24 protein-coding genes, 4 tRNA genes and 1 pseudogene are annotated in these 24,041 nt (G+C 47.8%); 1 reads left to right on the top strand and 28 read right to left on the bottom strand.

Going from position 1 to position 24,041, the window contains the following annotated elements; genetic code table 11:
* Positions 1 to 14: 14 nt before the first annotated feature.
* The 27 genes and pseudogenes from rplP to AAH187_RS01215 form a co-directional block, all read right to left on the bottom strand.
* Positions 15 to 437, bottom strand: a complete 423-nt coding sequence (rplP, locus tag AAH187_RS01345; protein ID WP_342346622.1) for a 50S ribosomal protein L16 — start codon at positions 435 to 437, stop codon at positions 15 to 17.
* Between the two features lie 37 nt (positions 438 to 474).
* Positions 475 to 1,140: a 30S ribosomal protein S3 gene (gene rpsC, locus AAH187_RS01340; RefSeq protein ID WP_342346621.1), complete on the bottom strand. Its 666-nt coding sequence runs from the start codon at positions 1,138 to 1,140 to the stop codon at positions 475 to 477.
* A gap of 49 nt (positions 1,141 to 1,189) precedes the next feature.
* On the bottom strand, positions 1,190 to 1,528 hold the full coding sequence (gene rplV / locus AAH187_RS01335) for a 50S ribosomal protein L22 (RefSeq protein ID WP_342346620.1): 339 nt from the start codon (positions 1,526 to 1,528) through the stop codon (positions 1,190 to 1,192).
* 54 nt (positions 1,529 to 1,582) lie between these two features.
* Positions 1,583 to 1,870, bottom strand: coding sequence for a 30S ribosomal protein S19 (rpsS, locus tag AAH187_RS01330; RefSeq protein ID WP_342346619.1), 288 nt, complete (start codon positions 1,868 to 1,870; stop codon positions 1,583 to 1,585).
* Between the two features lie 15 nt (positions 1,871 to 1,885).
* Complete coding sequence (gene rplB / locus AAH187_RS01325) at positions 1,886 to 2,725, bottom strand: 50S ribosomal protein L2 (RefSeq protein WP_342346618.1); 840 nt, start codon at positions 2,723 to 2,725, stop codon at positions 1,886 to 1,888.
* A gap of 44 nt (positions 2,726 to 2,769) precedes the next feature.
* On the bottom strand, positions 2,770 to 3,057 hold the full coding sequence (locus tag AAH187_RS01320; protein ID WP_342346617.1) for a 50S ribosomal protein L23: 288 nt from the start codon (positions 3,055 to 3,057) through the stop codon (positions 2,770 to 2,772).
* 1 nt (position 3,058) lies between these two features.
* Complete coding sequence (gene rplD / locus AAH187_RS01315) at positions 3,059 to 3,688, bottom strand: 50S ribosomal protein L4 (RefSeq protein WP_342346616.1); 630 nt, start codon at positions 3,686 to 3,688, stop codon at positions 3,059 to 3,061.
* The gene (rplC, locus tag AAH187_RS01310) at positions 3,688 to 4,305 is read right to left on the bottom strand and encodes a 50S ribosomal protein L3 (protein ID WP_342346615.1); all 618 of its coding nucleotides are present in this window, start codon (positions 4,303 to 4,305) and stop codon (positions 3,688 to 3,690) included. The genes rplD and rplC overlap by 1 nt, the downstream gene beginning before the upstream one ends.
* Before the next feature lie 59 nt (positions 4,306 to 4,364).
* The gene (gene rpsJ / locus AAH187_RS01305; RefSeq protein ID WP_312646254.1) at positions 4,365 to 4,676 is read right to left on the bottom strand and encodes a 30S ribosomal protein S10; all 312 of its coding nucleotides are present in this window, start codon (positions 4,674 to 4,676) and stop codon (positions 4,365 to 4,367) included.
* A 34-nt stretch (positions 4,677 to 4,710) separates the two neighbouring features.
* Positions 4,711 to 5,916 (bottom strand): elongation factor Tu, encoded by a 1,206-nt coding sequence (gene tuf, locus AAH187_RS01300; RefSeq protein WP_342346607.1) that lies wholly within the window; start codon positions 5,914 to 5,916, stop codon positions 4,711 to 4,713.
* Between the two features lie 58 nt (positions 5,917 to 5,974).
* A complete protein-coding gene (fusA, locus tag AAH187_RS01295; protein ID WP_342346614.1) occupies positions 5,975 to 8,056 on the bottom strand; it encodes an elongation factor G in 2,082 nt (693 codons plus the stop codon).
* Between the two features lie 104 nt (positions 8,057 to 8,160).
* The gene (rpsG, locus tag AAH187_RS01290) at positions 8,161 to 8,631 is read right to left on the bottom strand and encodes a 30S ribosomal protein S7 (RefSeq protein ID WP_312646252.1); all 471 of its coding nucleotides are present in this window, start codon (positions 8,629 to 8,631) and stop codon (positions 8,161 to 8,163) included.
* 63 nt (positions 8,632 to 8,694) lie between these two features.
* A complete protein-coding gene (rpsL, locus tag AAH187_RS01285; protein WP_342346613.1) occupies positions 8,695 to 9,066 on the bottom strand; it encodes a 30S ribosomal protein S12 in 372 nt (123 codons plus the stop codon).
* A gap of 130 nt (positions 9,067 to 9,196) precedes the next feature.
* A complete protein-coding gene (gene rpoC, locus AAH187_RS01280; RefSeq protein ID WP_342346659.1) occupies positions 9,197 to 13,294 on the bottom strand; it encodes a DNA-directed RNA polymerase subunit beta' in 4,098 nt (1,365 codons plus the stop codon).
* Positions 13,295 to 13,404: 110 nt separating this feature from the next.
* Entirely contained in the window at positions 13,405 to 17,370 is a 3,966-nt protein-coding gene (gene rpoB, locus AAH187_RS01275) for a DNA-directed RNA polymerase subunit beta (protein WP_342346612.1), read from the bottom strand.
* A gap of 95 nt (positions 17,371 to 17,465) precedes the next feature.
* On the bottom strand, positions 17,466 to 17,840 hold the full coding sequence (gene rplL / locus AAH187_RS01270) for a 50S ribosomal protein L7/L12 (protein ID WP_342346658.1): 375 nt from the start codon (positions 17,838 to 17,840) through the stop codon (positions 17,466 to 17,468).
* 54 nt (positions 17,841 to 17,894) lie between these two features.
* Positions 17,895 to 18,401: pseudogene (gene rplJ, locus AAH187_RS01265) on the bottom strand (50S ribosomal protein L10); the annotation flags it as partial.
* 30 nt (positions 18,402 to 18,431) lie between these two features.
* Positions 18,432 to 19,124, bottom strand: coding sequence for a 50S ribosomal protein L1 (rplA, locus tag AAH187_RS01260; RefSeq protein ID WP_342346611.1), 693 nt, complete (start codon positions 19,122 to 19,124; stop codon positions 18,432 to 18,434).
* A gap of 36 nt (positions 19,125 to 19,160) precedes the next feature.
* On the bottom strand, positions 19,161 to 19,586 hold the full coding sequence (gene rplK, locus AAH187_RS01255) for a 50S ribosomal protein L11 (protein ID WP_342346610.1): 426 nt from the start codon (positions 19,584 to 19,586) through the stop codon (positions 19,161 to 19,163).
* A gap of 65 nt (positions 19,587 to 19,651) precedes the next feature.
* The gene (nusG, locus tag AAH187_RS01250) at positions 19,652 to 20,188 is read right to left on the bottom strand and encodes a transcription termination/antitermination protein NusG (RefSeq protein ID WP_342346609.1); all 537 of its coding nucleotides are present in this window, start codon (positions 20,186 to 20,188) and stop codon (positions 19,652 to 19,654) included.
* Positions 20,189 to 20,207: 19 nt separating this feature from the next.
* Positions 20,208 to 20,366 carry a preprotein translocase subunit SecE gene (secE, locus tag AAH187_RS01245; RefSeq protein ID WP_342346657.1) on the bottom strand — a complete coding sequence of 53 codons (159 nt, stop codon included), beginning with the start codon at positions 20,364 to 20,366 and terminating at the stop codon, positions 20,208 to 20,210.
* Positions 20,367 to 20,483: 117 nt separating this feature from the next.
* A tRNA-Trp gene (locus AAH187_RS01240) sits at positions 20,484 to 20,559 on the bottom strand.
* Between the two features lie 38 nt (positions 20,560 to 20,597).
* Complete coding sequence (rpmG, locus tag AAH187_RS01235) at positions 20,598 to 20,747, bottom strand: 50S ribosomal protein L33 (protein ID WP_342346608.1); 150 nt, start codon at positions 20,745 to 20,747, stop codon at positions 20,598 to 20,600.
* 18 nt (positions 20,748 to 20,765) lie between these two features.
* Positions 20,766 to 21,971, bottom strand: a complete 1,206-nt coding sequence (gene tuf / locus AAH187_RS01230) for an elongation factor Tu (RefSeq protein ID WP_342346607.1) — start codon at positions 21,969 to 21,971, stop codon at positions 20,766 to 20,768.
* Between the two features lie 50 nt (positions 21,972 to 22,021).
* A tRNA-Thr gene (locus AAH187_RS01225) sits at positions 22,022 to 22,097 on the bottom strand.
* A 65-nt stretch (positions 22,098 to 22,162) separates the two neighbouring features.
* Positions 22,163 to 22,237: transfer RNA gene (locus AAH187_RS01220), tRNA-Gly, on the bottom strand.
* Between the two features lie 90 nt (positions 22,238 to 22,327).
* Positions 22,328 to 22,412 (bottom strand) — tRNA-Tyr (locus tag AAH187_RS01215).
* A 316-nt stretch (positions 22,413 to 22,728) separates the two neighbouring features.
* On the opposite strand from AAH187_RS01215, the gene AAH187_RS01210 reads away from it, so the two are divergent.
* The gene (locus tag AAH187_RS01210; RefSeq protein WP_342346606.1) at positions 22,729 to 23,286 is read left to right on the top strand and encodes a DUF192 domain-containing protein; all 558 of its coding nucleotides are present in this window, start codon (positions 22,729 to 22,731) and stop codon (positions 23,284 to 23,286) included.
* Between the two features lie 17 nt (positions 23,287 to 23,303).
* Here the strand turns inward: AAH187_RS01210 and AAH187_RS01205 are convergent.
* A partial coding sequence (locus tag AAH187_RS01205; protein WP_342346605.1) for an ACT domain-containing protein occupies positions 23,304 to 24,041 on the bottom strand: 738 nt, incomplete at its 5' end.

Genomic DNA, 24,041 nt, shown 5'->3' with positions numbered 1-24,041 from the left:
TCCATATCCAATACCTACAAAACTGGTATTTCGCCACGAATAACAAACTTGGTTGCCACAGGTAACTTATGCCCTGCTAAACGCAAAGCCTCTTCTGCAACGGTTTGTGTAACATCATCCATTTCAAATAAAATTCTTCCAGACTTTACTGGGGCCACCCAATACTCAGGGTTTCCCTTTCCCTTACCCATTCGGACTTCCGCAGGCTTCTTGGTAATAGGCTTATCAGGGAATATTCTGGTCCAAATCCTTCCACCCCTTTTTACATGTCTCGTCATCGCGATACGAGCTGCTTCAATTTGCCTGGCAGTAATTCTCCCAGGCTCCATGGCTTTAAGTCCAAATACTCCAAATGCGATTTCACCACCACGGTAGGCCTTCCCACGCATCCGGCCTTTCTGAACCTTTCTGAACTTAACTCTTTTCGGAGATAACATCTTCCAAATACTCCAATTACTTAAGTCATTCTATCTTTTATAAAAAGCCTAATGAGGGCTCTGACTTTTCCAAAGAAGGAATCTGAGCATCCCCTTTAAATATCCATGCCTTAACTCCTATTTGACCCATGGCGGTTTTCGCTTCGGCGAACCCATACTCCACGTCGGCCCTAAGAGTATGAAGAGGCACTCGACCCTCCCGATACCATTCAGTTCTGGCAATTTCATGTCCACCCAGTCGACCGGCACAATATACCTTAATACCCAAAGCACCAAGTCGTAGGGCAGAGGCAACGCTTCGTTTCAACGCACGCCGGAATGAGACCCGTTTCTCTAGTTGGGTAGCAATATTCTCTGCAACCAGCTGAGCATCCAACTCCGGCTTCTTAATTTCCTTCACGTTCACGAAAACTTCATTCCCATATTCTTTTTCAAGCGTGGCCTTTAGTTTATCAACTTCAGCGCCCTTCCTCCCAATGATAATGCCAGGACGAGCGGTATGAATAATTAATTTTAGCTGGTTGCCGGAACGCTCAATTTCCACACTGGATATGCCGGCATGATACAATCGCTTTTTAACCACGTCCCTTATTGACAAATCTTGGTGAAGAAGCTTCGCATAGTCTTTTTTTGCATACCATCGCGAATGCCATGTACGGGTATAACCCAATCTGAATCCATACGGGTGCGTCTTTTGACCCATGTATTCTGTCTCCCCCTCTAACTTCCAAGTTTTGAAAATATAGGCACAACTAACCTGCCGGACTAACAATGATCGTTATATGACTCGTCCGCTTATGGATAGGGTTAGCCCTTCCCATTGATCGCGGGCGAAAGCGCTTATAAATTGGCCCACCATCCACATAAGCACTCGCAACTTTAAGATTTTCTGGATCACCCAAATCTTTCTGCCCGGCGTTAGAAACAGCAGAAAAGAGTAATTGCTCAACTACCCTGGCAGCAGCCCTGGGCGTATACTTCAAAATAGCCAATGCTTCAGCCGCGTTCCTTCCCCTCACCAAATCAACAATTAACCTTGCTTTACGTGGCGCCACCCTTACATGTCGAAGAATTGCTTTAGCTTCAGCCATATCTTTTTTTTACCTTCTCAAGTATTTCATGACTTATAAGGTCGGTTAATTTCCCTACTTTAGCGCAACTGCCTTTTCACTCCTGGCATGCCCATGTCCCTTAAAAAATCTTGTTGGAGCGAATTCACCTAACTTATGACCAACCATGTTGTCGGTAATAAAAACTGGGATAAACTTCTTCCCGTTATGGACAGCAAAAGTCAAACCGATCATATCTGGAATAATTGTCGACCGGCGAGACCAAGTTTTTATCACCTTAGACTCTCTTCCCTCTTTGGCCTTTTCTACTTTTTTGGCAATATGGTCGTCGACAAATGGACCTTTATGAACTGACCTTGGCATCGATTCCCCCTTATATTAACGGGACTTTTTCTTTCTACCTGCAATGATAAAACGCGAGCTTTGATTTCGCGGCTTCCTGGTCTTAAAACCCTTTGTCGGTTGACCCCATGGTGAAACCGGATGAGGATTACCTTGACCGGACTTCCCCTCACCACCGCCATGCGGATGGTCCACAGGATTCATGACAACCCCACGCTGATGTGGTTTGCGCCCCAACCATCGAGACCTACCGGCTTTCCCAATGGTTACGTTATTATGGTCGGTATTCCCAACCTGCCCAATGGTGGCCATGCATGTTCCTAGGATCTTTCTCATTTCACCGGAAGTTAAACGAATTTGAACATAACCCTCATCACGACCCATCACCTGAGCCGAAGCCCCGGCACTTCTGGCCAATTGGGCACCCTTACCTGGCTTCAATTCAATATTGTGCACCACAATGCCAAGAGGCATTTCCATAAGTGGCAAAGCATTCCCAACCCTCACGTCAACACCAGAACCGGCCTGGACCGAATCTCCAACCTTCAAACCAAAAGGGGCCAGGATATAACGCTTCTCCCCGTCTGCATAATGCAACAATGCAATTCGAGCCGAACGATTAGGGTCATACTCCAAAGCGGCAACCCTGCCTATGATCTTAAACTTGTCCCGCTTGAAATCGATTTTCCGATAAAGTCGCTTATGACCACCACCCTTAAATCTTGAAGTAATTCTTCCAGCGTTATTCCTACCACCAGACTTAGATTTAAAGCTGGTTAAGGCTTTTACGGGCCTTTCACGCGACAGCCCCTCACCCGTAACAGCCGACATTCCCCTCCGGCCTGGTGACGTTGGATTATATTCTTTTATTGGCATAACCTAATTCTCTCTATTTCATTAAATGACAAAAAGAATCCACACTAGGCGCTTTCATACAATTCTATTTTTTCGCCCTCTTTTAATGTAATGAACGCCTTCCTCCAATCGGACCTTTTACCGGTGAAGCGACCTTGTCGTTTTTTTTTGCCCCTAACATTCATCACATTCACCGAAGCAACCTTAACGCTAAAAACCTTCTCCACGGCTCTGCGAATATCAATTCGAGTTGCCTGACGATGCACGGAGAACGCAATTGCATTCTTCATTTCCCGTATTGCGGTGATTTTTTCTGTTAACAAAGGACGGATCAAAACATCATGTGGATTCACGTTACACCCAAATTTCCTGGATTCGTTCTAGCTCTACTTTGGTTACGACCAACTTGTCACACCAAAGCACGTCATACACATTAAGATCCTTGCCATGAAGAACCTTTAAGTTTTTTACATTTCTTCCAAGACGGAAAAGATCAGCTAAACCCTCCTGAATAACCAATAGGACCTTTCCACTCGCCCCAACACCCACTAAGGATTTAACTAATTCACGCGTCTTCATTTCAGGCAGAACCAAATCCTCCAACACCACCAATCCATCCCCAGCCTTAGCTGCAAGAGCCCCCCTCAGAGCGGCCCTATACATTTTCTTAGGCATGGTGGAGGCATACGATCTTGGCTTAGGCCCAAAAACTGTCCCACCACCCCTCCAAATCGGTGAACGACTAGATCCAGCCCTTGCCCGGCCCGTATGCTTCTGCTTCCATGGCTTCTTCCCTCCGCCCCTTACCTCTCCACGGCCAAGCGTCGAAGCAGTTCCCTGCCTTGCACTTGATCGCTGCATAACCACGGCGCGATGAACCAATGAAGGATTGACAGTGGAACTAAAAACACCATCAGTTAAATCAACTTTATCTACAGGCCGAGAGTCTTTGCCAAATACGGGAAAAGCATCAATAGATTGCATCAGCCAACCTTCCTTACGATGACTACCCCTCCAACCGGACCAGGGACAGACCCTGTAATTAAGAGGAGATTCTCCTCAGACTTTATTCCGAAAATCTTTAAGCCTCTGACCGTGATTTGCTTATTTCCCATGTGCCCAGGAAGCTTCTTATTCTTTAATACCCTTGAAGGAAAAGAGCTCGAACCGATAGAACCAGGGGCTCGATGGAACATAGAACCATGGGATGCGGGGCCACCCGCATAATTATGCCTTTTAATTACCCCCTGAAATCCTTTTCCCTTTGAAATCCCCTGAACATTAATTGATTCACCTTCGGAAAATAAATTTACGTCCAACAGGGAGCCAACCTGCGCTTCGCCGGCAGAGTCAAACTCCCTCAAATGACGCCAAACCTTATTTCCTGCTTTCTTTAAGTGCCCCAACTGAGGCTTCGTCCGTTTGCGTTCAGGAACCTCACCGAATCCAACTTGTACAGCCTCATAGCCATCAGTACTCATTTTTTTGACCTGAACAATTCCGCATGGACCCGCTTCAATAACCGTCACAGGGATAAGGCGCCTGTCCCCATCGAACACTTGAATCATACCTAATTTTTTACCTATCAACCCTTTAACCATAATTCAATAATTACCTAGATTAAGTTGACTGTAACTAAGGGGGACCTTTACCACAAAACCTACAGCTTGATTTCCACATCCACCCCGGCCGCCAGATTCAGTTTCATCAAAGCGTCCATTGTCTCAGGCGTTGGCTCCATAATGTCCAACAATCGCTTATGAGTACGAATTTCAAACTGCTCACGTGATTTTTTATCAACGTGAGTCGATCTCTGAACCGTCCACTTCTCAATCCTCGTAGGGAGAGGCACCGGTCCAGCAATGCGGGCACCACTCCGACGAACGGTATCCACAATCTCACGAAGAGATTGATCCAATACCCTATAGTCAAAACCTTTTAAGCGTATTCGTATTCTGCGGTCTCGATCCACAAAAACCTACCCTTTCCACTAACACCAGTATTTCTTACGCGACGATTTCCGTGACCACCCCGGCTCCAACCGTTCGGCCCCCTTCTCGCACTGCAAATCGCACCCCTTGCTCCATGGCAATCGGGGAGATCAATTCGCCCTCAAACGACACATTATCCCCCGGCATCACCATCTCCACCCCCGGGCTCAATTGCACCACCCCCGTGACATCCGTCGTCCGGAAGTAAAACTGCGGACGATACCCATTAAAAAACGGCGTATGCCGCCCGCCCTCATCCTTCGTCAAAATATACACTTCCGCCTTGAATTTCGTATGCGGCGTAATACTCTTCGGCTTGGCCAACACCATGCCCCGCTCCACATCCTCTTTCTTCGTGCCCCGCAACAGCGCCCCAATATTGTCACCCGCCTGCCCCTCATCTAACACCTTCCGGAACATTTCCACACCCGTGACAATCGTCGTCTGCGTCGGCTTCAGCCCCACAATCTCTATTTCATCGCCCACCTTGACCACCCCGCGCTCCACCCGGCCCGTCACCACCGTTCCGCGACCACTGATCGTAAAGACATCTTCAATCGGCATGAGAAACGGCTTATCAATGGCCCGCTGCGGGGTCGGGATGTAGCTATCAACGGCCTCTAATAAGCGGATAATCGACGGGACCCCTACCTCACTCTCATCCCCCTCAATGGCCTTGATCGCTGACCCGATAACCACCGGCACATCATCGCCCGGGAAGCCATACTTCGTGAGCAACTCCCGCACTTCCAATTCCACTAACTCCAACAACTCCTTGTCCTCAACCTTGTCCGCTTTATTCAAAAAGACCACAATAAACGGCACGCCCACCTGCCGCGCCAACAAGATATGCTCCCGCGTTTGCGGCATCGGCCCATCAGCAGCACTGACCACTAAAATCGCGCCGTCCATTTGCGCCGCCCCCGTGATCATGTTCTTGACGTAGTCGGCATGCCCCGGGCAGTCAACGTGCGCATAATGCCGATTATCCGTTTCATATTCCACATGCGAAATGGCAATGGTGAGAATCTTGGTCGGATCCCGTCGGCCCTGGCTCTCACTGGCCTTGGCCACCTCATCATAGGGGACGAACTTGGCCTTACCCGCACCACTCATTACCTTGGTTAACGCCGAGGTCAATGTCGTCTTGCCGTGGTCGACATGCCCGATCGTCCCTACATTGACATGCGGCTTTTTCCGCTCAAACTTCGCCTTCGCCATGCCCTACCTCCTCTTGAAATCCTTGCCTTACCGAATTAGAAAACATACCGGAGAAATTCTATTCACCTTGGTTCTTTTTTATAATCTGCTGAGCCATGAGCTTTGGCACCACCTCATAAGACTCAAATTCCATACTATAAGTAGCCCGCCCTTGAGTCTTGGAACGTAAGTCAGTGGAATACCCAAACATTTCACTCAAAGGAACTGCAGCATCGACAATCTGGGAAGTCCCCCTTGCGCGCATCCCGTGGATCTTTCCACGCCGGCTATTCAGGTCACCTATCACGTCCCCCATGAAATCCTGGGGAACAAGAACCTCAACCTTCATGACGGGCTCCAACAGCACTAAGTCGGCTTTCTGACAAGCACTCACTAACGCCATTGACCCCGCAATCTTAAAGGCCATCTCACTCGAGTCCACCTCATGAAAAGAGCCGTCAAACAAAGTGACCTTAAGGTCCCGCAGTGGGTACCCGGCAAGAATTCCACTTTCCATCCGCTCACGAACCCCTTTTTCAACCGGAGCGATGTATTCCCTTGGAACCGTACCTCCAACAATTTTATTTACGAACTCTAAACCGACGCCAGACTCAGCAGGCTCCACCCTCAGCCAAACATGGCCATACTGACCACGACCACCAGTCTGCTTTACATATTTTCCCTCAGCCTCCGCTCTTCCCTTAATAGTTTCGCGATAAGCTACCTGAGGCTTCCCAACATTAGCCTGCACTTTAAATTCACGAAGAAGCCGATCAACAATGATCTCAAGGTGCAATTCACCCATCCCAGAGATGATCGTTTGACCCGTCTCCTCATCAGTTTTTACCTGAAAAGATGGATCCTCCTGAGCCAGCTTTTCCAAAGAATAGCCAAGCTTATCCATATCTTGCTTGGTCTTTGGCTCAACCGCCAACGAAATAACTGGCTCAGGAAATTTTATAACTTCCAGCAATATTTGATGTTTTTCGTCACAAAGAGTGTCACCCGTTCGAGTATCCTTGAGACCCACGGCTGCCGCAATATCACCAGCCGAGACCTCTTCAATCTCCTCTCGCTTATTGGCATGCATTTTCAACAATCGCCCTATTCGCTCCTTCTTCCCCTTTGCCACATTATAAACATAGGATCCAGCCGACAATTTCCCTGAATACACCCTAAAATACGTCAACTGACCGGAAAAAGGATCAGACATTATCTTAAATGCCAACGCAGCAAAAGGCTCATCATCTTCAGGCTTTCGAGTTATCTCCCCTTCCGTATGAGGATCAATGCCAACAACGGGAGGAAGATCAACCGGGGAAGGAAGATAATCAACCACACCATCCAACAATGGCTGAACACCTTTATTCTTAAAAGCCGACCCGCAAAAGACAGGATTTATTTTCAACCCTACCGTCCCTGCCCGAATTGCCCGCTTAACCTCATCCACTCCAAGAGTTTCTCCAGCTAGATAGCGCTCCATCACCACTTCATCAAACTCAACAACAGCATCCAACAGTTTCTCGCGATACTCTTTCGCCACCTCAATAAACTCATCCGGAATTTCCTGGACAGAATAAGCAGCACCAAGAGTTTCATCATCAAAAACCAGCGCCTTCATGATCAGAAGGTCAATCACCCCACGCAATGCATCCTCACTCCCTAATGGCAACTGCACGGGAACCGGTTTAGCCCCCAGCCGGTCAACCAAAGATTTAACGCTTGAAAAAAAATCAGCCCCCACTCGATCCATCTTATTCATAAACACAATTCGTGGAACCTGATATTTATCTGCCTGGCGCCACACAGTCTCAGATTGGGGCTCCACTCCCTGAACGGAATCAAAAACCGCTATAGCCCCATCAAGCACTCGAAGCGACCGCTCTACCTCAATAGTGAAATCCACGTGCCCAGGAGTATCGATAATGTTAATCCGATTCTCTTTCCAGAAACAGGTTGTGGCGGCTGAGGTAATCGTAATCCCCCTCTCCCGCTCCTGCTCCATCCAGTCCATAGTTGCTGCACCCTCATGGACCTCACCAATTTTATGAGAAACCCCAGTATAATAGAGTACCCGCTCCGTAGTCGTAGTCTTTCCGGCATCAATATGGGCCATAATCCCAATATTACGAGTTCGACTTAAAATAAAATCTGCAGACACAAATGCCTCACGCAACAATGCCGACAAGGGCTCAGCTTATTAAATTTAAAAAGAGAATAGATCCATCTATCTACAAACGACCCGCAGCACCAAGACAAAAAAACCTACCACCGGTAATGCGCGAACGCCCTATTTGCCTCAGCCATCCGGTGCGTCTCATCCCGCTTCTTTACTGCCGAACCATTATTATTAGCAGCATCCATGAGTTCCGCTGCCAACTTCTCCCTCATACTTTTACCACTTCGAGCCAAAGCACTTTGCTTAATCCACCTCAACGCCAAGGCCACCTGCCGAACAGGACGAATCTCAACAGGCACCTGATAAGATGCGCCACCCACTCTCCTCGACTTCACCTCAACCATTGGCTTGACATTTCCCAGCGCAGCATGAAAAACCTTAAGAGGCTCATCCCCAGTCTTATCTCTAACAATATCAAATGCTCCGTAACAAACCCTTTCAGCCGTACTCTTCTTTCCGTCCTGAAGGAGAATATTTAAAAATCTCCCAACAACCTGATCTTTATACCTGGCATCCTGAACGACCTTTTGACGAAGAACGAGTGGCCTACGTGGCATTTTTTCCCCTAAAAAATTAGCGAGTTTTAGATTAAATAAGCGAAGGTAAAAGCGAGATACCTGCTACTTGGGTCGCTTTGCTCCATACTTCGATCGCCCCTGCTTCCGGTTAGCAACCCCGACGGCATCCAACGCCCCACGGATCATATGATACCTGACACCAGGAAGGTCTTTCACCCTACCACCCCTAACCAAAACAATTGAATGCTCCTGAAGATTATGACCCATACCTGGTATATATGCAGTTACCTCAAGGCCTGTCGTCAATCGCACCCTCGCCACCTTCCTTAATGCAGAATTTGGCTTCTTAGGCGTCGTTGTATACACTCGAAGACACACACCTCTTCGCTGAGGGCACTGATTTAAAGCAGAGCTCTTACTCTTTACTTTAATTGCCTTACGGCCGACTCGTATCAATTGGTTAACTGTTGGCATTTTAATTCCAATTACATTTTAATTTTTAGAAATTTAAAGAACAAATAATCATTGAGGCGAACCTGATGATCTTATAGATTCACTTGCATTATGTCAAGATTATTTTTCATCCTAATGGCATCATTTAATTTCATTTATCACTTGACGAATGTACTTTACTTAAACTTGATTGATCCTCTGATGACAGAACTCCGTCTTCGGCTCGCTTTGGGACAAAAGTTTCGCGGTAAGCCCCCCAGCCTGTTCCCGCTGGAATCAGCCTGCCGACAATCACATTTTCCTTCAATCCACGCAAGTCATCCGTACGTCCATTAATGGCAGCTTCCGTAAGAACTCTCGTTGTTTCCTGGAAAGAGGCACCAGAAATAAAACTGTCAGTACTCAGGGAGGCTTTCGTGATTCCCAACAAGACAGGCTTACCTAACGCTGGCTGCCCATTTTCAGAAAGGACCCTCTCATTCTCATCGTCAAAAACAGATTTATTGACCTGAGTGCCAGGCAAGAAGGAACTATCGCCTGCATCTTCGATTCTCACCTTTTTCAGCATTTGCCTGGTGATTACCTCAATGTGCTTATCATTAATCACAACTCCCTGAAGACGGTAAACCTCCTGCACCTCATCAACTAAATACTTTTGCAATTCCCTTGGCCCCAAGACGCTTAGAATATCATGCGGATTAGCAGACCCATCCATTAAGGGCTCACCAGCTCTCACCCAATCCCCTTCATGAACATTTACGTGTCGGCCACGCGGGATAAAATACTCTTTCACATCACCAATCTTGTTATCCACGACAACCTTCCGTAAGCCTTTCACAAAACCACCAAAAGACACCTCTCCATCAATTTCAGTGACCACGGCATGTTCCTTGGGCTTTCTTGCTTCAAACAATTCGGCCACTCGAGGCAACCCTCCGGTAATATCTTTTGTCTTAGTGGTTTCTCTAGGAATTTTCGCCAACACATCACCAGGATATAAAGTCGAGCCTTTTTCCACAAAAATATGAGCTCCTACCGGCAGAAGGTATCGTGCAGGCGATCCAGAAGAAAGCTTCGCGGTCTTCCCTGATTCGTCCTTAACAGACAAGCGTGGACGCAAATTGGTCCCTGCTTGCTCGATGACCACACGGCGGGATAAACCCGTGACCTCATCCACCTCTTCTTTCATGGTGACTCCTTCGGTAATATCACCGAAAGCCACCCTTCCCCCCACTTCAGTCAAAATTGTGAGTGAATAAGGATCCCACTCCACAAACTTCTGCCCAACTTCGACCTTTCCTCCATCAGGGACTTTTATTTTTCCCCCATACACCACAGGATATTTTTCACGCTCGCGACCAGTTTCATCAATTACCGCAACCTTGCCATTTCGTACCATGACGACCCAATCCCCTTGCCGGGTTTTTACCGCCATGCTTGGATTATAAAAATCCGCATTTTTCTTCGCATCAAAGCTTAAAAATTTAATCGTGCCATCATGCTTCGATGCCAGAACAGTTTGCTCCACAACCTTACTGGCCGTGCCTCCAATATGGAAGGTCCGCATTGTCAACTGAGTCCCTGGCTCTCCAATGGATTGAGCAGCGATGACCCCAACAGGCTCACCCATTTCTACAAGCCGACCACGCGCCAAATCCCTACCGTAGCACTTGGCACACACCCCCCATCGAGATTGGCATGTGAGAACGGACCGAATTTTTACGTGATCTATTCCTGCTTCAACAATGGTCTTACAAAGCTCTTCCTCTAACTCCTCATGAGCTTTAACAATTACTTCCTGCGTGACAGGGTCGAGCAGGTCCTCAGCTGTCAACCGACCAAGAATACGTTCATCCAGGGGTTGAATCACTTCTCCACCCTCTACTAACGCCGAAACAATAATTCCGTCGGTTGTAAAGCAATCAGGCTCACTGATAATCACATCCTGGGCCGCATCGACAAGGCGCCTAGTGAGGTATCCGGAATTTGCTGTCTTGAGTGCTGTATCGGCCAACCCCTTCCGTGCTCCGTGAGTCGAAATAAAATACTGCAGAACAGTGAGACCCTCCCGAAAATTCGCGGTAATAGGAGTTTCAATAATTTCGCCTGAAGGCTTTGCCATAAGACCGCGCATTCCTCCCAATTGCCGAATTTGCTGCGAACTTCCCCTGGCACCTGAATCCGCCATCATAAAAATAGGATTTAGGCCTTCTGCTGCACCACGCCCTCCTCCTTCTTTAATTTCCTTCATCATTTCAATGGCGACTTCCTCACCTACATGAGCCCAAATATCGATAACCTTGTTGTATCGCTCCCCATTAGTAATCAAGCCTTCACTGTATTGCTCATGAACTTGAGAAACATCTCCTTTTGCCCGCTCTATCAATTCCTTTTTTCGAGAAGGAATATGCATATTGTCGATACAAATAGATACGCCAGCTTTGGTTGCATAGGAGAACCCTAAATCTTTCAATTGATCAAGCATGACAACCACTTCATGTAAGCCGGCTTGACGATAAACACGATCAACCAATTTCGTCAGTTCTTTTTTCGTCATAAGCTGATTCACATGCGAAAAAGGCATACTGGCCGGCAGAACTTCAGAAAGAATGACTCGCCCAACCGTGGTATCGATCATATCTCCATCAATTCGCACTTTAACCCTCGCCTGCTCTTCCACTTCCTGCGAATCATAGGCAATCCGAACTTCTTCTGTGGACGAAAAGATCTTCCCTTCTCCACGAGCACCATCGCGATCCTTTGTCAGCCAATAGCACCCTAATACCATGTCTTGAGATGGAATGGACAAGGGTCGGCCATTGGCAGGTGAAAGGACATTATTTGCCGCCATCATTAATACCCGACATTCAATTTGGGCTTCAACTGAAAGCGGAACGTGCACAGCCATTTGATCCCCATCAAAGTCGGCATTAAAGGCCGCACAGACTAACGGATGAAGACGAATAGCCTTCCCTTCAACCAAAATAGGGTCAAAGGCCTGAATCCCCAAACGATGAAGCGTTGGAGCACGATTCAACATGACCGGATGCTCCCGAATGACCTCATCAAGGACATCCCAGACTTCGGGACGTTCCTTCTCCACCAAACGCTTGGCACTTTTGATCGTGGTCGCCGCACCACGTTCTTCCAATTTATGGAAGATGAACGGTTTAAATAATTCTAAAGCCATTTTTTTAGGCAACCCGCATTGGTTAAGCCGCAATTCCGGACCAACCACAATTACCGAGCGCCCCGAGTAATCGACCCGTTTCCCCAAGAGATTCTGCCTAAATCGACCCTGCTTGCCTTTAAGCATATCGCTCAAGGATTTCAAAGGACGTTTGTTGGCACCACGAATGACCCGACCCCGACGGCCGTTATCGAACAACGCGTCGACCGCCTCCTGCAGCATACGCATCTCATTGCGGATAATGACACCGGGGGCCTTCAATTCCACAAGTCGCTTTAGACGGTTATTGCGGTTTATTACCCGCCGGTAGAGGTCATTAAGATCCGACGTTGCGAACCGCCCTCCATCCAAGGGTACCAGTGGGCGAAGCTCCGGTGGCAACACAGGAATGGCGTCCATAATCATCCATTCCGGGTTATTTCCAGACTTATGAAACGCCTCAATGACCTTCAATCGTTTCGTAAGTTTTTTTCCTACAGCCGCAGAGGTCGTACTTTTAATCTTGACATGCCGCTCATCCCACAAAGCATTTATATCAACTTTGCGCAATAATTCACGAATAGCTTCAGCTCCAATACCCACTTTGAAAGAATTGGCCCCATACTCCTCAACGCACTCACGATATCTTTCCTCAGTCAGAAGTTCGCGCTCTTTCAAATTTGTATTGCCTGGATCCAGGACCACGTAAGCCTCAAAATATAGAATCTTCTCCAGCTGCTTTAAACTCATATCCAAAAGGATCCCAATGCGGCTTGGCACACCCTTGAGAAACCAAATATGGGCAACAGGAGCAGCCAATTCGATATGGCCCATTCTCTCACGTCGAACTTTTGATTGAATGACTTCCACTCCGCATTTATCACATACAATACCGCGGTGCTTCATCCTCTTGTATTTACCGCAATTACATTCCCAATCTTTCGTTGGTCCGAATATTTTTGCGCAGAACAACCCATCACGTTCAGGCTTAAAGGACCGATAGTTGATCGTCTCAGGCTTTTTTACCTCGCCGTAAGACCACGAGCGAATCTTCTCGGGCGAGGCGATACGAATCCGCATGGCATCAAACGAAACTGCGTCACGAGGTTTTTCAAAAAGCGAATAGATACTGTCCAAGTTCGTTCCTCCGATTATGTTGAATGATGGGATTGCAGAATCAGACTACCCGTCTAATCAGCAGATTTGATCAGCTCCACATCCAACCCCAAACTCTGTAATTCCTTTACTAACACATTAAAGGACTCCGGAAGACCCGGCTCAAGGAAGTTCTCTCCCTTCACGATCGCTTCATACATGCGTGACCGTCCAGGCACATCATCCGACTTAACCGTCAAAAATTCCTGCAAGGTGGAAGCCGCCCCATACGCCTGAAGAGCCCAGACCTCCATCTCTCCTAAGCGCTGACCACCGAATTGAGCTTTTCCTCCAAGCGGTTGCTGCGTCACCAATGAATACGGCCCTATTGAGCGAGCGTGAATCTTATCGTCCACCAAATGGTGGAGCTTCAACATATACATGTACCCCACCGTGACTGGACTTTTAAACGGTTCTCCTGTCCGGCCATCATACACAACCGATTGCCCTGATTCCGGGAGGTTTGCTTTTTTCAATAACCCTTTAATTTCCTTTTCCGATGCCCCATCAAAAACAGGGGTCTCAACCTGAATTCCTAAAGCCTTGGCCGCCCAGCCTAAATGCGTCTCCAGAATTTGCCCTACATTCATTCGAGAGGGAACACCAAGCGGATTCAGGACAATTTGAACGGGCGTTCCATCAGGGAGATACGGCATATCTTCTTCGGCCATGATTCTTGAAACGACGCCCTTATTTCCATGGCGACCGGCCATTTTATCGCCAACGGCGATTTTCCTCTTAATCGCTAAATACACCTTAACAAGCTTAATGACACCAGGCGGCAATTCATCGCCACGTCGAAGACGACCAACCTTTTCATCGTATTGGGTCTGCAAGATTTCGATTTGGTCTTTCGCTTCCCGCTCAATTTCATCAAGTTTTTTCTGTTCTTCAGCGTCAGCTAGAATCACCCGACGCGCATCATCATCAGACAATTTACGAAGAACTTCAGCCGTAATACGCCCTTTTTTCTTTAGAATCACTTCTCCACTATCAGGATCCATTAAATCCCGCCCGACAAATTGCCCAAGCAATAACTTTCGAATCTTACGATTTCGCTCTTCTTCGATAATTCGCAATTCTTCCTGATAGTCCCGCTCGACTTTGACGCGATCATCCGTCTCAATTGTCCGAGACCGTTCATCTTTATCTACACCTTTTCGCGAGAAAATCTTGACGTCCACGACAATACCTTCAATTCCTGGGGGAACCTGAAGCGATGTATCCTTCACATCTCCAGCCTTTTCCCCAAAAATCGCACGCAACAATTTTTCTTCCGGCGTCAGCTGCGTCTCTCCTTTAGGCGTGACTTTTCCAACAAGAATATCGCCAGGCTTGACTTCGGCACCAATTCGCACAATGCCACTTTCATCCAAATTTCGAAGCGCCTCTTCCCCAAGGTTAGGAATATCGCGTGTGATTTCTTCTTTTCCTAACTTCGTATCACGCGCCTCCACTTCGAACTCTTCGATATGGATAGAAGTAAACACATCCTCTTTTACCATTTTCTCACTTAAAAGAATGGCATCCTCATAGTTGTAGCCACCCCAGGGCATAAAGGCGACGAGCACATTTTTCCCCAACGCCAATTCTCCGCGATCCATCGCTGGACCATCCGCTAGCACTTGACCTTGCTTGACCGGCTGCCCGATTCGAACAATGGGGGTTTGGGTGATACAGGTATTTTGGTTCGTCCGCTGAAATTTAATCAAATCATAGGTATCCAGAATACGGGAACCTTTTTTCTTGTCATCCTTTTCTTTGAGTCCGGTTCTTACGACAATTCTTCTCGCATCTACCGACTCAACAATCCCATCTCGTTCAGCGATAGCCAAATATCCAGAATCTCTTGCTACGACAGCTTCCATTCCCGTTCCGACCAAAGGGGCCTCACTTTTAATTGTGGGGACTGCCTGGCGTTGCATATTCGAACCCATAAGCGCCCGGTTGGCGTCATCATGCTCAAGAAAGGGAATTAACGCAGTCGCCACGCTGACCACCTGCTTAGGAGATACATCAAGATAGTCCACCTTATCGGGGGTCGTGGTCACAAATTCCCCTGCTTCTCTGGCCGTAATCGTTTCCGACGTGAGCGTCCCATCCTTATCCATCACTGAATTAGCTTGAGCGATAACAACCTGATCTCCATCCAATGGCGAGAGGAATTCAACGTCGTCTGTTACCCGACCTTTTTTAACTTTCCGAAATGGAGCTTCAATAAATCCAAACTCATTGATCCGAGCGTATGTAGCTAATGACGTAATTAACCCAATATTTGGTCCTTCTGGAGTTTCAATAGGACAAATACGACTATAATGAGACGGATGAACGTCCCGCACCTCAAAACCTGCACGCTCCCTTGTCAAACCACCTGGCCCTAATGCAGACAGCCTTCGTTTATGGGTAATCTCTGCCAACGGGTTGGTTTGATCCATAAACTGCGACAACTGACTACCGGCAAAAAATTCCTTAATGGCACCGACTATAGGTTTCGCATTGATCAGGTCATGAGGTAACACGGTTTCCATATCTAACAGATTCATCCGCTCTTTAATGCTTCGTTCCATTCTAGCCAGACCAATACGGATTTGATTTTCCAATAACTCCCCTACTGAACGAACACGACGATTTCCTAAATGGTCAATATCATCAACTGCACCTTTTCCAGCCTTGAGATCCACTAAACATCGCACCACTTCGACAATGTCTTGAGCGGATAACGTCCTTTGCTCCATTGACAAATCAAGGTTAAATCGCTTGTTCATTTTCAACCGACCAACCGGAGAAAGGTCGTACCGCTTTGGATTCAGAAAGAGATTTTCAAACAACAACTTTGCCGACTCAATGGATGGCATCTCCCCAGGCCGAAGGCGTTTATAAATTTCGACCCAGGCTTCCTCCTTTGAGTTGGTCCGCTCGGCTTCCAATGTATCCAGAATGACAGGACTGGTTGTAGGGCTATCCAGGTAAATAACCTTAAATCCTTCAACTCCGCTTTCAAGAATTCGCTCCATCACCGGTGCCGTGAGTCGTTGGTTTTTTTCTAAAATTACTTCCTGAGTCCCAGGATCAACAAGTTCGGTTAAAACGGCTCGACCAACCAAATCTTCTTGCTTGATAGGAATTTCTTTGATTCCAGCTGAACGGATACGCCCCATGAGTGTTTTATTGAGCTTGGCCCCTTCTTTGACTAATAGTTCGCCAGATCCCTTCTCAAAGAGGTCGGAAGGAGATCTCAATCCTGCATGAATGTCGGGATCCAGCTTGCGGAGCAGAGCACCATTATCGACGCGCACTTCCTCTACGGGGTAATACATCTTAAGAAGATCATCCGTGCTAAAACCAAAACCTTTTAATAAAATGGTTGCCGGCATCTTCCTTCGACGATCAATTCGTACATACAAAATATCTTTGGCATCATATTCAAAATCCAGCCACGACCCTCGATAAGGGATAATCCGACCTGAAAACAAAACCTTCCCACTTGAATGCGTTCGGCCCTTATCATGGCCAAATGATGGACCAGGCGATCGATGCAACTGACTCACTGCCACCCTCTCCGTGCCATTCACCATAAAGGTGCCACGGTCGGTCATCAAAGGCAGCTCCCCGACATAGACTTCCTGCTCCCTAACATCCAACACCCTGTTTTTCACACTTTTATCTTGTTGATCGAAAACGACCAGTCGCACACGAAGCTTTAAAGGTGCGGCAAAGGTCATTCCCTGCTCAATACATTCCCTAGTGTCATACTTTGGAGTTCCCAAAGAATAGCTGGAAAATTCTAAAATGGCCGAATTGTTATAATCCATAATGGGAAACACACTTTTAAACGCTGCATGCAATCCCTTGTCCTCACGACGATCCGGCAATGTTTCGGCTTGCAAAAATTCCTCATAAGATCGGCGCTGCACTTCAACTAAATCTGGAATTTCAATATGTGAGCGAATTTTTGAAAAGCTATGTCGCTGAACACTGCCCTCAAAGGCTGGTTGTCCCATTCCTGTCTCCTTAAGGATTAACGGCCACCTCAGCTTCCTGCTGGCCCTCGAAACTTCCTAAGTCTCCACACCGAGTCCTCAAAATGAGGGAAACACTACTTTACTTCTACAGTTGCACCAACGTCCTGAAGTTTTTTCTTAATAGTTTCAGATTCCTCTTTGGACACGCCCTCCTTCACCGCCTTCGGGGCCGCTTCAACGAGGTCTTTGGCTTCCTTCAAGCCCAACCCAGTTATCTCTCTCACCACCTTGATGACTTGAATCTTTTTATCTGCTGGGGCAGCACCCAGGACTACCGTGAATTCCGTCTGCTCTTCAGCGGCAGGAGCCGCAGCGCCCACTGCAGCAGCCATGACACCAACCGGCGCCGCTGCCGTCACACCAAATCGATCCTCCAGACCCTTAACAAGATCCGACAATTCCAGGACACTCATGCCCTCTATAACCTTAATGAAATCTTCTTTTGACATCTTAGTCTCTGTTGCGCTCATCTCCCCTTCTCCTTTCTGCGTTTTGTTTTCTTGTATTGCGGCTAATACCGCAACAATACTTCTTACAATTTGCCCTAATACCCCGACAAACCCTCGAATTGGCCCTTGGAAGGCCGACAACAGCATCGACAACAATTCTGCCTTTGACGGCAAATCTGCCACAGCCGAGATACGAGCCGGATCCAGCTCGACTCCGTCCAGAATTGCCCCCTTAAGGAGCAACTTCTCTTCACATTTTTCGCTTTTAATAAAATCCCGAATAACTTTCGCGGGCAAAACCGGATCATCGTATCCAATAACCAATGCCGATTGCCCCCTAAAGAAGGGTTGCAAAGGGACAAGACCTGTTCCCCCAATAGCCCTTACGGCAAGCGTGTTCTTCACCACATGGAAGTTTGACTTCGCCTGCCGAAGTTTTTTTCGCAAATCATTAATTTGATTCACGGGCATGCCTGCGCATTCTGTTACAATGGCAATCCGCGCACGAGCAAATTGTTCATGCATGACTGCCACAGCTTCATTTTTATCAGTTTTTTTCATACCTCGAACTCACCTGCTGAGATTAAAGTTTCAACTGACCTGCTTTGCAATCGCGACTCCGTCCAGATGGATACCCGGTCCCATCGTGCTGGATAATGTCGCACTTTTCACATACTTCCCTTTACTGGAAGAGGGCTTAGCCTTCATGATGGAATCAAAAACCGACTGGGCATTTTCTCTAATTTGTTGCCCCTGAAATGACACCTTTCCAACAGGAACATGAATGTTGCCTGCCTTATCCACCTTATACTCAACTCTCCCCCTTCTGATCTCCTGAATGGCTTTCCCAACCTCAAAGGTCACCGTTCCAGTTTTGGGATTTGGCATTAACCCTCGTGGTCCCAAAACCTTCCCCATTCTTCCGACAGCACCCATCATGTCTGGGGTCGCAATCATGGAGTCAAAATCCAGCCACCCATCTTGAATTTTCTGCAAAAGGTCATCGCTTCCTACAAAATCGGCCCCAGCCTCCCGGGCCTCCTGTTCTTTTTCTCCTTTTGCAATCACTAAAATCCTGACCTTTTTCCCCGTTCCGTGAGGAAGGACCGTGGTCCCGCGAACCATCTGATCCGCACGCTTGGGATCTACCCCCAGGCAAAGTGACAGCTCTACCGTCTCATCGAATTTGGCAAAAGCAGCCTGCTTAACCAGGTCACTCGCCTCCTCCAACGAATACAGGGCCTTTGTTACCTTCGCTAAAGCCGATTCAAATTTCTTTCCCACGGCGCATACCCTCTGTTAAAAGCCTCACAATATTATTTACCCCTCAACCGTAATGCCCATACTTCTCGCAGTTCCTGCAATCACATTCATAGCAGATGGAATGTCACTGGCATTTAAATCTTCCACCTTCAACTTAGCAATGTCCTCTAGCTGTGCCTGGGTGATTGTTCCAACTTTATTTTTATGAGGAATTCCTGAACCCTTTATGATCCCTGCAGCCTTCTTCAGTAAATCTGATGCCGGAGGAGTCTTGGTCACGAAGCTAAAGCTTCTATCCTTATAGACAGAAATGACCACAGGGATAATGCTTCCCTCCTGCTTCTGGGTCCTAGCATTAAACTGTTTACAAAACTCCATAATGTTCACTCCATGTTGCCCCAAGGAGGGCCCAACAGGAGGAGCAGGATTGGCTTTTCCAGCCGGAATCTGCAATTTAATTTGACTAGTTACTTCTTTGGCCATGCCTTCACCTACCTTGCATCGACTTGCGTAATACTTAAAATAAAAAAGGAATACTCCACTTAATTCTAAACCCGCTCAACCTGGGAAAACGCCAACTCCACCGGGGTTGAGCGACCAAAAATACTAACTAACGCCTTAACCCGACCATGATCCTGATCAACCTCATCCACTAATCCATTGAAGCCCAAAAATGGCCCATCTACAATTCTGACATTGTCCCCTTTTGAAAAATTCGCTAATTCCCTCGGGGCCGTCACGCCAGACTCCAACTGCTTTAAAAGCGTGGCCACCTCCTCAGGATCAAGCGGGATTGGCCTGGCTCCACCACCAATAAAACCAGTCACCTTGGGGGTCTCCTTGATCATAGCGACGACCTCATCCCCAAGCGGGCCGTTCGCTTCAAGCAGAACATACCCGGGAAAGAATTTTCGTTTAGAGGCTCGGCGTTTTCCTTCTTTAAATTCCACTACATCCTCAGTAGGAACAAGGACCTGCGCTACAGAATCCGCCATTCCTAATTGATTCGCCCGCTCCACAATTCCGGCCCGAACCCGCCCCTCATATCCCGCATAGGTGTGAATGACATACCAATGACTCGACATGAATTCCCTTCTTTAGATGCTAAATAACCCTGCTAATTAACCAAACGAGAAATGAATCCACCACAGAGAGGTACAGGGACATGATCACGCAAAACAACAGAACCACCGTGGTCGATCCGATCGTCTCAGACTTAGTAGGATAAGAAATTTTTTTAAGTTCCCCACGCACGTCAGACATAAATTCCGTAATGGAAAACCATACCTTCTTAAACACGACCTACCCCCTCAGCCTTTTTTGAAACCCCGACAATAAATATCTCTCACATTTTATGCACATTAATTCCACGAACAATTATGGCAGGGGCACAGGGATTCGAACCCGGACTTTCGGTTTTGGAGACCGACGTGCTAGCCGTTGACACCATGCCCCTCCAACCTGCACGCAACCTAAGATGACCCATACCATCAATCACTTCACCTCTTTGTGAGGGCTATGCTTTCGACAAAAACGGCAATATTTTTTAACTTCCAGGCGATCTGGATCGTTTTTCTTGTTTTTCATTGTCGAATAATTTCGACGCTTGCAATCTCCACACGCTAGAGAAATAATGACTCTCATCGATACACCCCTATGTTCTTACGCGACGATTTCCGTGACCACCCCGGCTCCAACCGTTCGGCCCCCTTCTCGCACTGCAAATCGCACCCCTTGCTCCATGGCAATCGGGGAGATCAATTCGCCCTCAAACGACACATTATCCCCCGGCATCACCATCTCCACCCCCGGGCTCAATTGCACCACCCCCGTGACATCCGTCGTCCGGAAGTAAAACTGCGGACGATACCCATTAAAAAACGGCGTATGCCGCCCGCCCTCATCCTTCGTCAAAATATACACTTCCGCCTTGAATTTCGTATGCGGCGTAATACTCTTCGGCTTGGCCAACACCATGCCCCGCTCCACATCCTCTTTCTTCGTGCCCCGCAACAGCGCCCCAATATTGTCACCCGCCTGCCCCTCATCTAACACCTTCCGGAACATTTCCACACCCGTGACAATCGTCGTCTGCGTCGGCTTCAGCCCCACAATCTCTATTTCATCGCCCACCTTGACCACCCCGCGCTCCACCCGGCCCGTCACCACCGTTCCGCGACCACTGATCGTAAAGACATCTTCAATCGGCATGAGAAACGGCTTATCAATGGCCCGCTGCGGGGTCGGGATGTAGCTATCAACGGCCTCTAATAAGCGGATAATCGACGGGACCCCTACCTCACTCTCATCCCCCTCAATGGCCTTGATCGCTGACCCGATAACCACCGGCACATCATCGCCCGGGAAGCCATACTTCGTGAGCAACTCCCGCACTTCCAATTCCACTAACTCCAACAACTCCTTGTCCTCAACCTTGTCCGCTTTATTCAAAAAGACCACAATAAACGGCACGCCCACCTGCCGCGCCAACAAGATATGCTCCCGCGTTTGCGGCATCGGCCCATCAGCAGCACTGACCACTAAAATCGCGCCGTCCATTTGCGCCGCCCCCGTGATCATGTTCTTGACGTAGTCGGCATGCCCCGGGCAGTCAACGTGCGCATAATGCCGATTATCCGTTTCATATTCCACATGCGAAATGGCAATGGTGAGAATCTTGGTCGGATCCCGTCGGCCCTGGCTCTCACTGGCCTTGGCCACCTCATCATAGGGGACGAACTTGGCCTTACCCGCACCACTCATTACCTTGGTTAACGCCGAGGTCAATGTCGTCTTGCCGTGGTCGACATGCCCGATCGTCCCTACATTGACATGCGGCTTTTTCCGCTCAAACTTCGCCTTCGCCATGCCCTACCTCTTCCTTAATGCTATACAATAATTCAAAATGTTATCGTTGCTGGAGCCCACGACGCGGATCGAACGCGTGACCTCGTCCTTACCAAGGACGTGCTCTACCAACTGAGCTACATGGGCTCTACCACTCACTCGAGAATCTTTGCCTCGAAAAGACACACAAATCTAAGCCCACCCAAAAACAATGGAGCGGGCGACGGGATTTGAACCCGCGACAGCCAGCTTGGAAGGCTGGAACTCTACCACTGAGCTACGCCCGCAGCTTGGTTTAACCACTTTATATTGAAAAACTTTACTTTCTACAAAAATTTTCATCATAACCACTAGATCCCGTCCTTTTCAGTCAGTCATGGTGGGCAGGCAAGGGTTCGAACCTTGGAAGCCGATGGCAGCAGATTTACAGTCTGCCCCCGTTGACCGCTTGGGTACCTGCCCTTTGAATGAGTAGGACCGTCTTCTACTTAAACCGTTTTGGAATTACATCATGGAATTTATTAAGATGAAGATCTTTTTGAAGTGAAGACAAACAAGGCAGAAATTAGCCCCTGCATGTACAGATCAACAACAAAAACATTCGTGTTTTGTTCTAAAAACAGGAGCGGAACAAATTCACTCTACTTGTAAACGAATCATTATAATTTCCAAAGATGGTCTGGTCAAGACCCTTGCCCTGCCTTTTTTAAGACAGGAGAATGTCTTATTTGACAAATCCTCCATCCCCAAGCCACATTCATGAAAAATGGATTTCCTCATGAAGCGCACTCACCTACCCTTACCAAGCCAGCAGAGAAGCCGGCTGAATTTTCAATGTTTAACTTGGATGGTGATCGTGCCTTTTTGCTTAACCATGGGGCTAATCATTGGATCTCACTTAAACGCTTTTGGGGAAATACATGACCGGCAGGAAAACGGACTTGCTAACATCGCGACCTCGAAGGGAGCCATTATTTTCGCCGAGGTGGCAGACACCCTAGATAAAAGAGCTCAAGGACTAATGTATCGGACCGCCATGGATGAAAATCATGGCATGTTATTTATTTTTCCAGAACCGGGACATTGGACCTTTTGGATGAAGAACACCAGGATCCCACTTGATATCTTATGGCTGGACCAGAAGGGAACAATCATCCACATTGAAGCAAACGTCCCTATTTGCACAAGGATAGATGACCACTGCCCACGCCTTTATTCGTACAAACAGTCTTGGCAGGTCCTTGAACTCAATGCCGGAACAGCAGAAAAGCTGCAACTCCTACCAGGAGGCCGACTAACAATCGCCTTGCCTTTCCAGAACCGTAACCCCTCTTAACTGCCCCTACCAATTACCTACCATCCCCTCACCCGCTTGGCAGAAAGAATGCCGTCAACCCGCTGGATTTCCTGTAGTATAAGTTCAAGGTGTGCAGTATTTTTAACTTCGATGACAAAATCTAATACGGCCTTTCTATCCTCCCTGGTAGAAATCTCCGCCCTGGTAATATTGGCTTGACATTGAGAAATTCCAGCGGAAACCTTAGCCAAGACTCCAGTTCGATCCAGGGTTAAAACTGACACTTCAACTGAATGGGTGCCATCAAGCTCAGAATCCCACTCCACCTCCACCAATCGATTGTGATCCCATTCTAATGATTGAAAGTTCGGACAATCGATCGCATGAATAGTCAACCCCCTCCCACGGGTAATATATCCACGAATCGGCTCACCGGGAACAGGCTTACAACACTTGGAGAGTTGCATCAAGACATCTTTGGTTCCCCCGAACTTCACAGACCCCTCACGAAGAAGACCAGGCATTCTTTGCTGAGGGATGAGAGGGACACCTTTCGTGGAATGCGAAGGCTCTTGTTCAGCCTCCTCGTAAAAATGACTGACAATTTGATCCGGGGACAATCGGCCAAATCCAACCTGCCGAATCAATTCGTCCACCGTTTCACTGCCCTTTGCCTTAGCCATTGACGAGAGGCGATCAGACTTCAAAGATTGCGCGACGGGAAGATTGTGTCGCCGAAATTCTTGTTCCAACAAACGTCGGCCAAGTTCCAGTGCCCGCTTTTGCTCTTCAAC

Source organism: uncultured Nitrospira sp. (assembly GCA_902500695.1).
In the GTDB taxonomy this organism is placed as follows: Bacteria; Nitrospirota; Nitrospiria; order Nitrospirales; family UBA8639; genus Nitrospira_E.
Note: the sequence above shows the minus strand (reverse complement) of the source record. Positions and strands in the feature narration are given on the sequence as shown.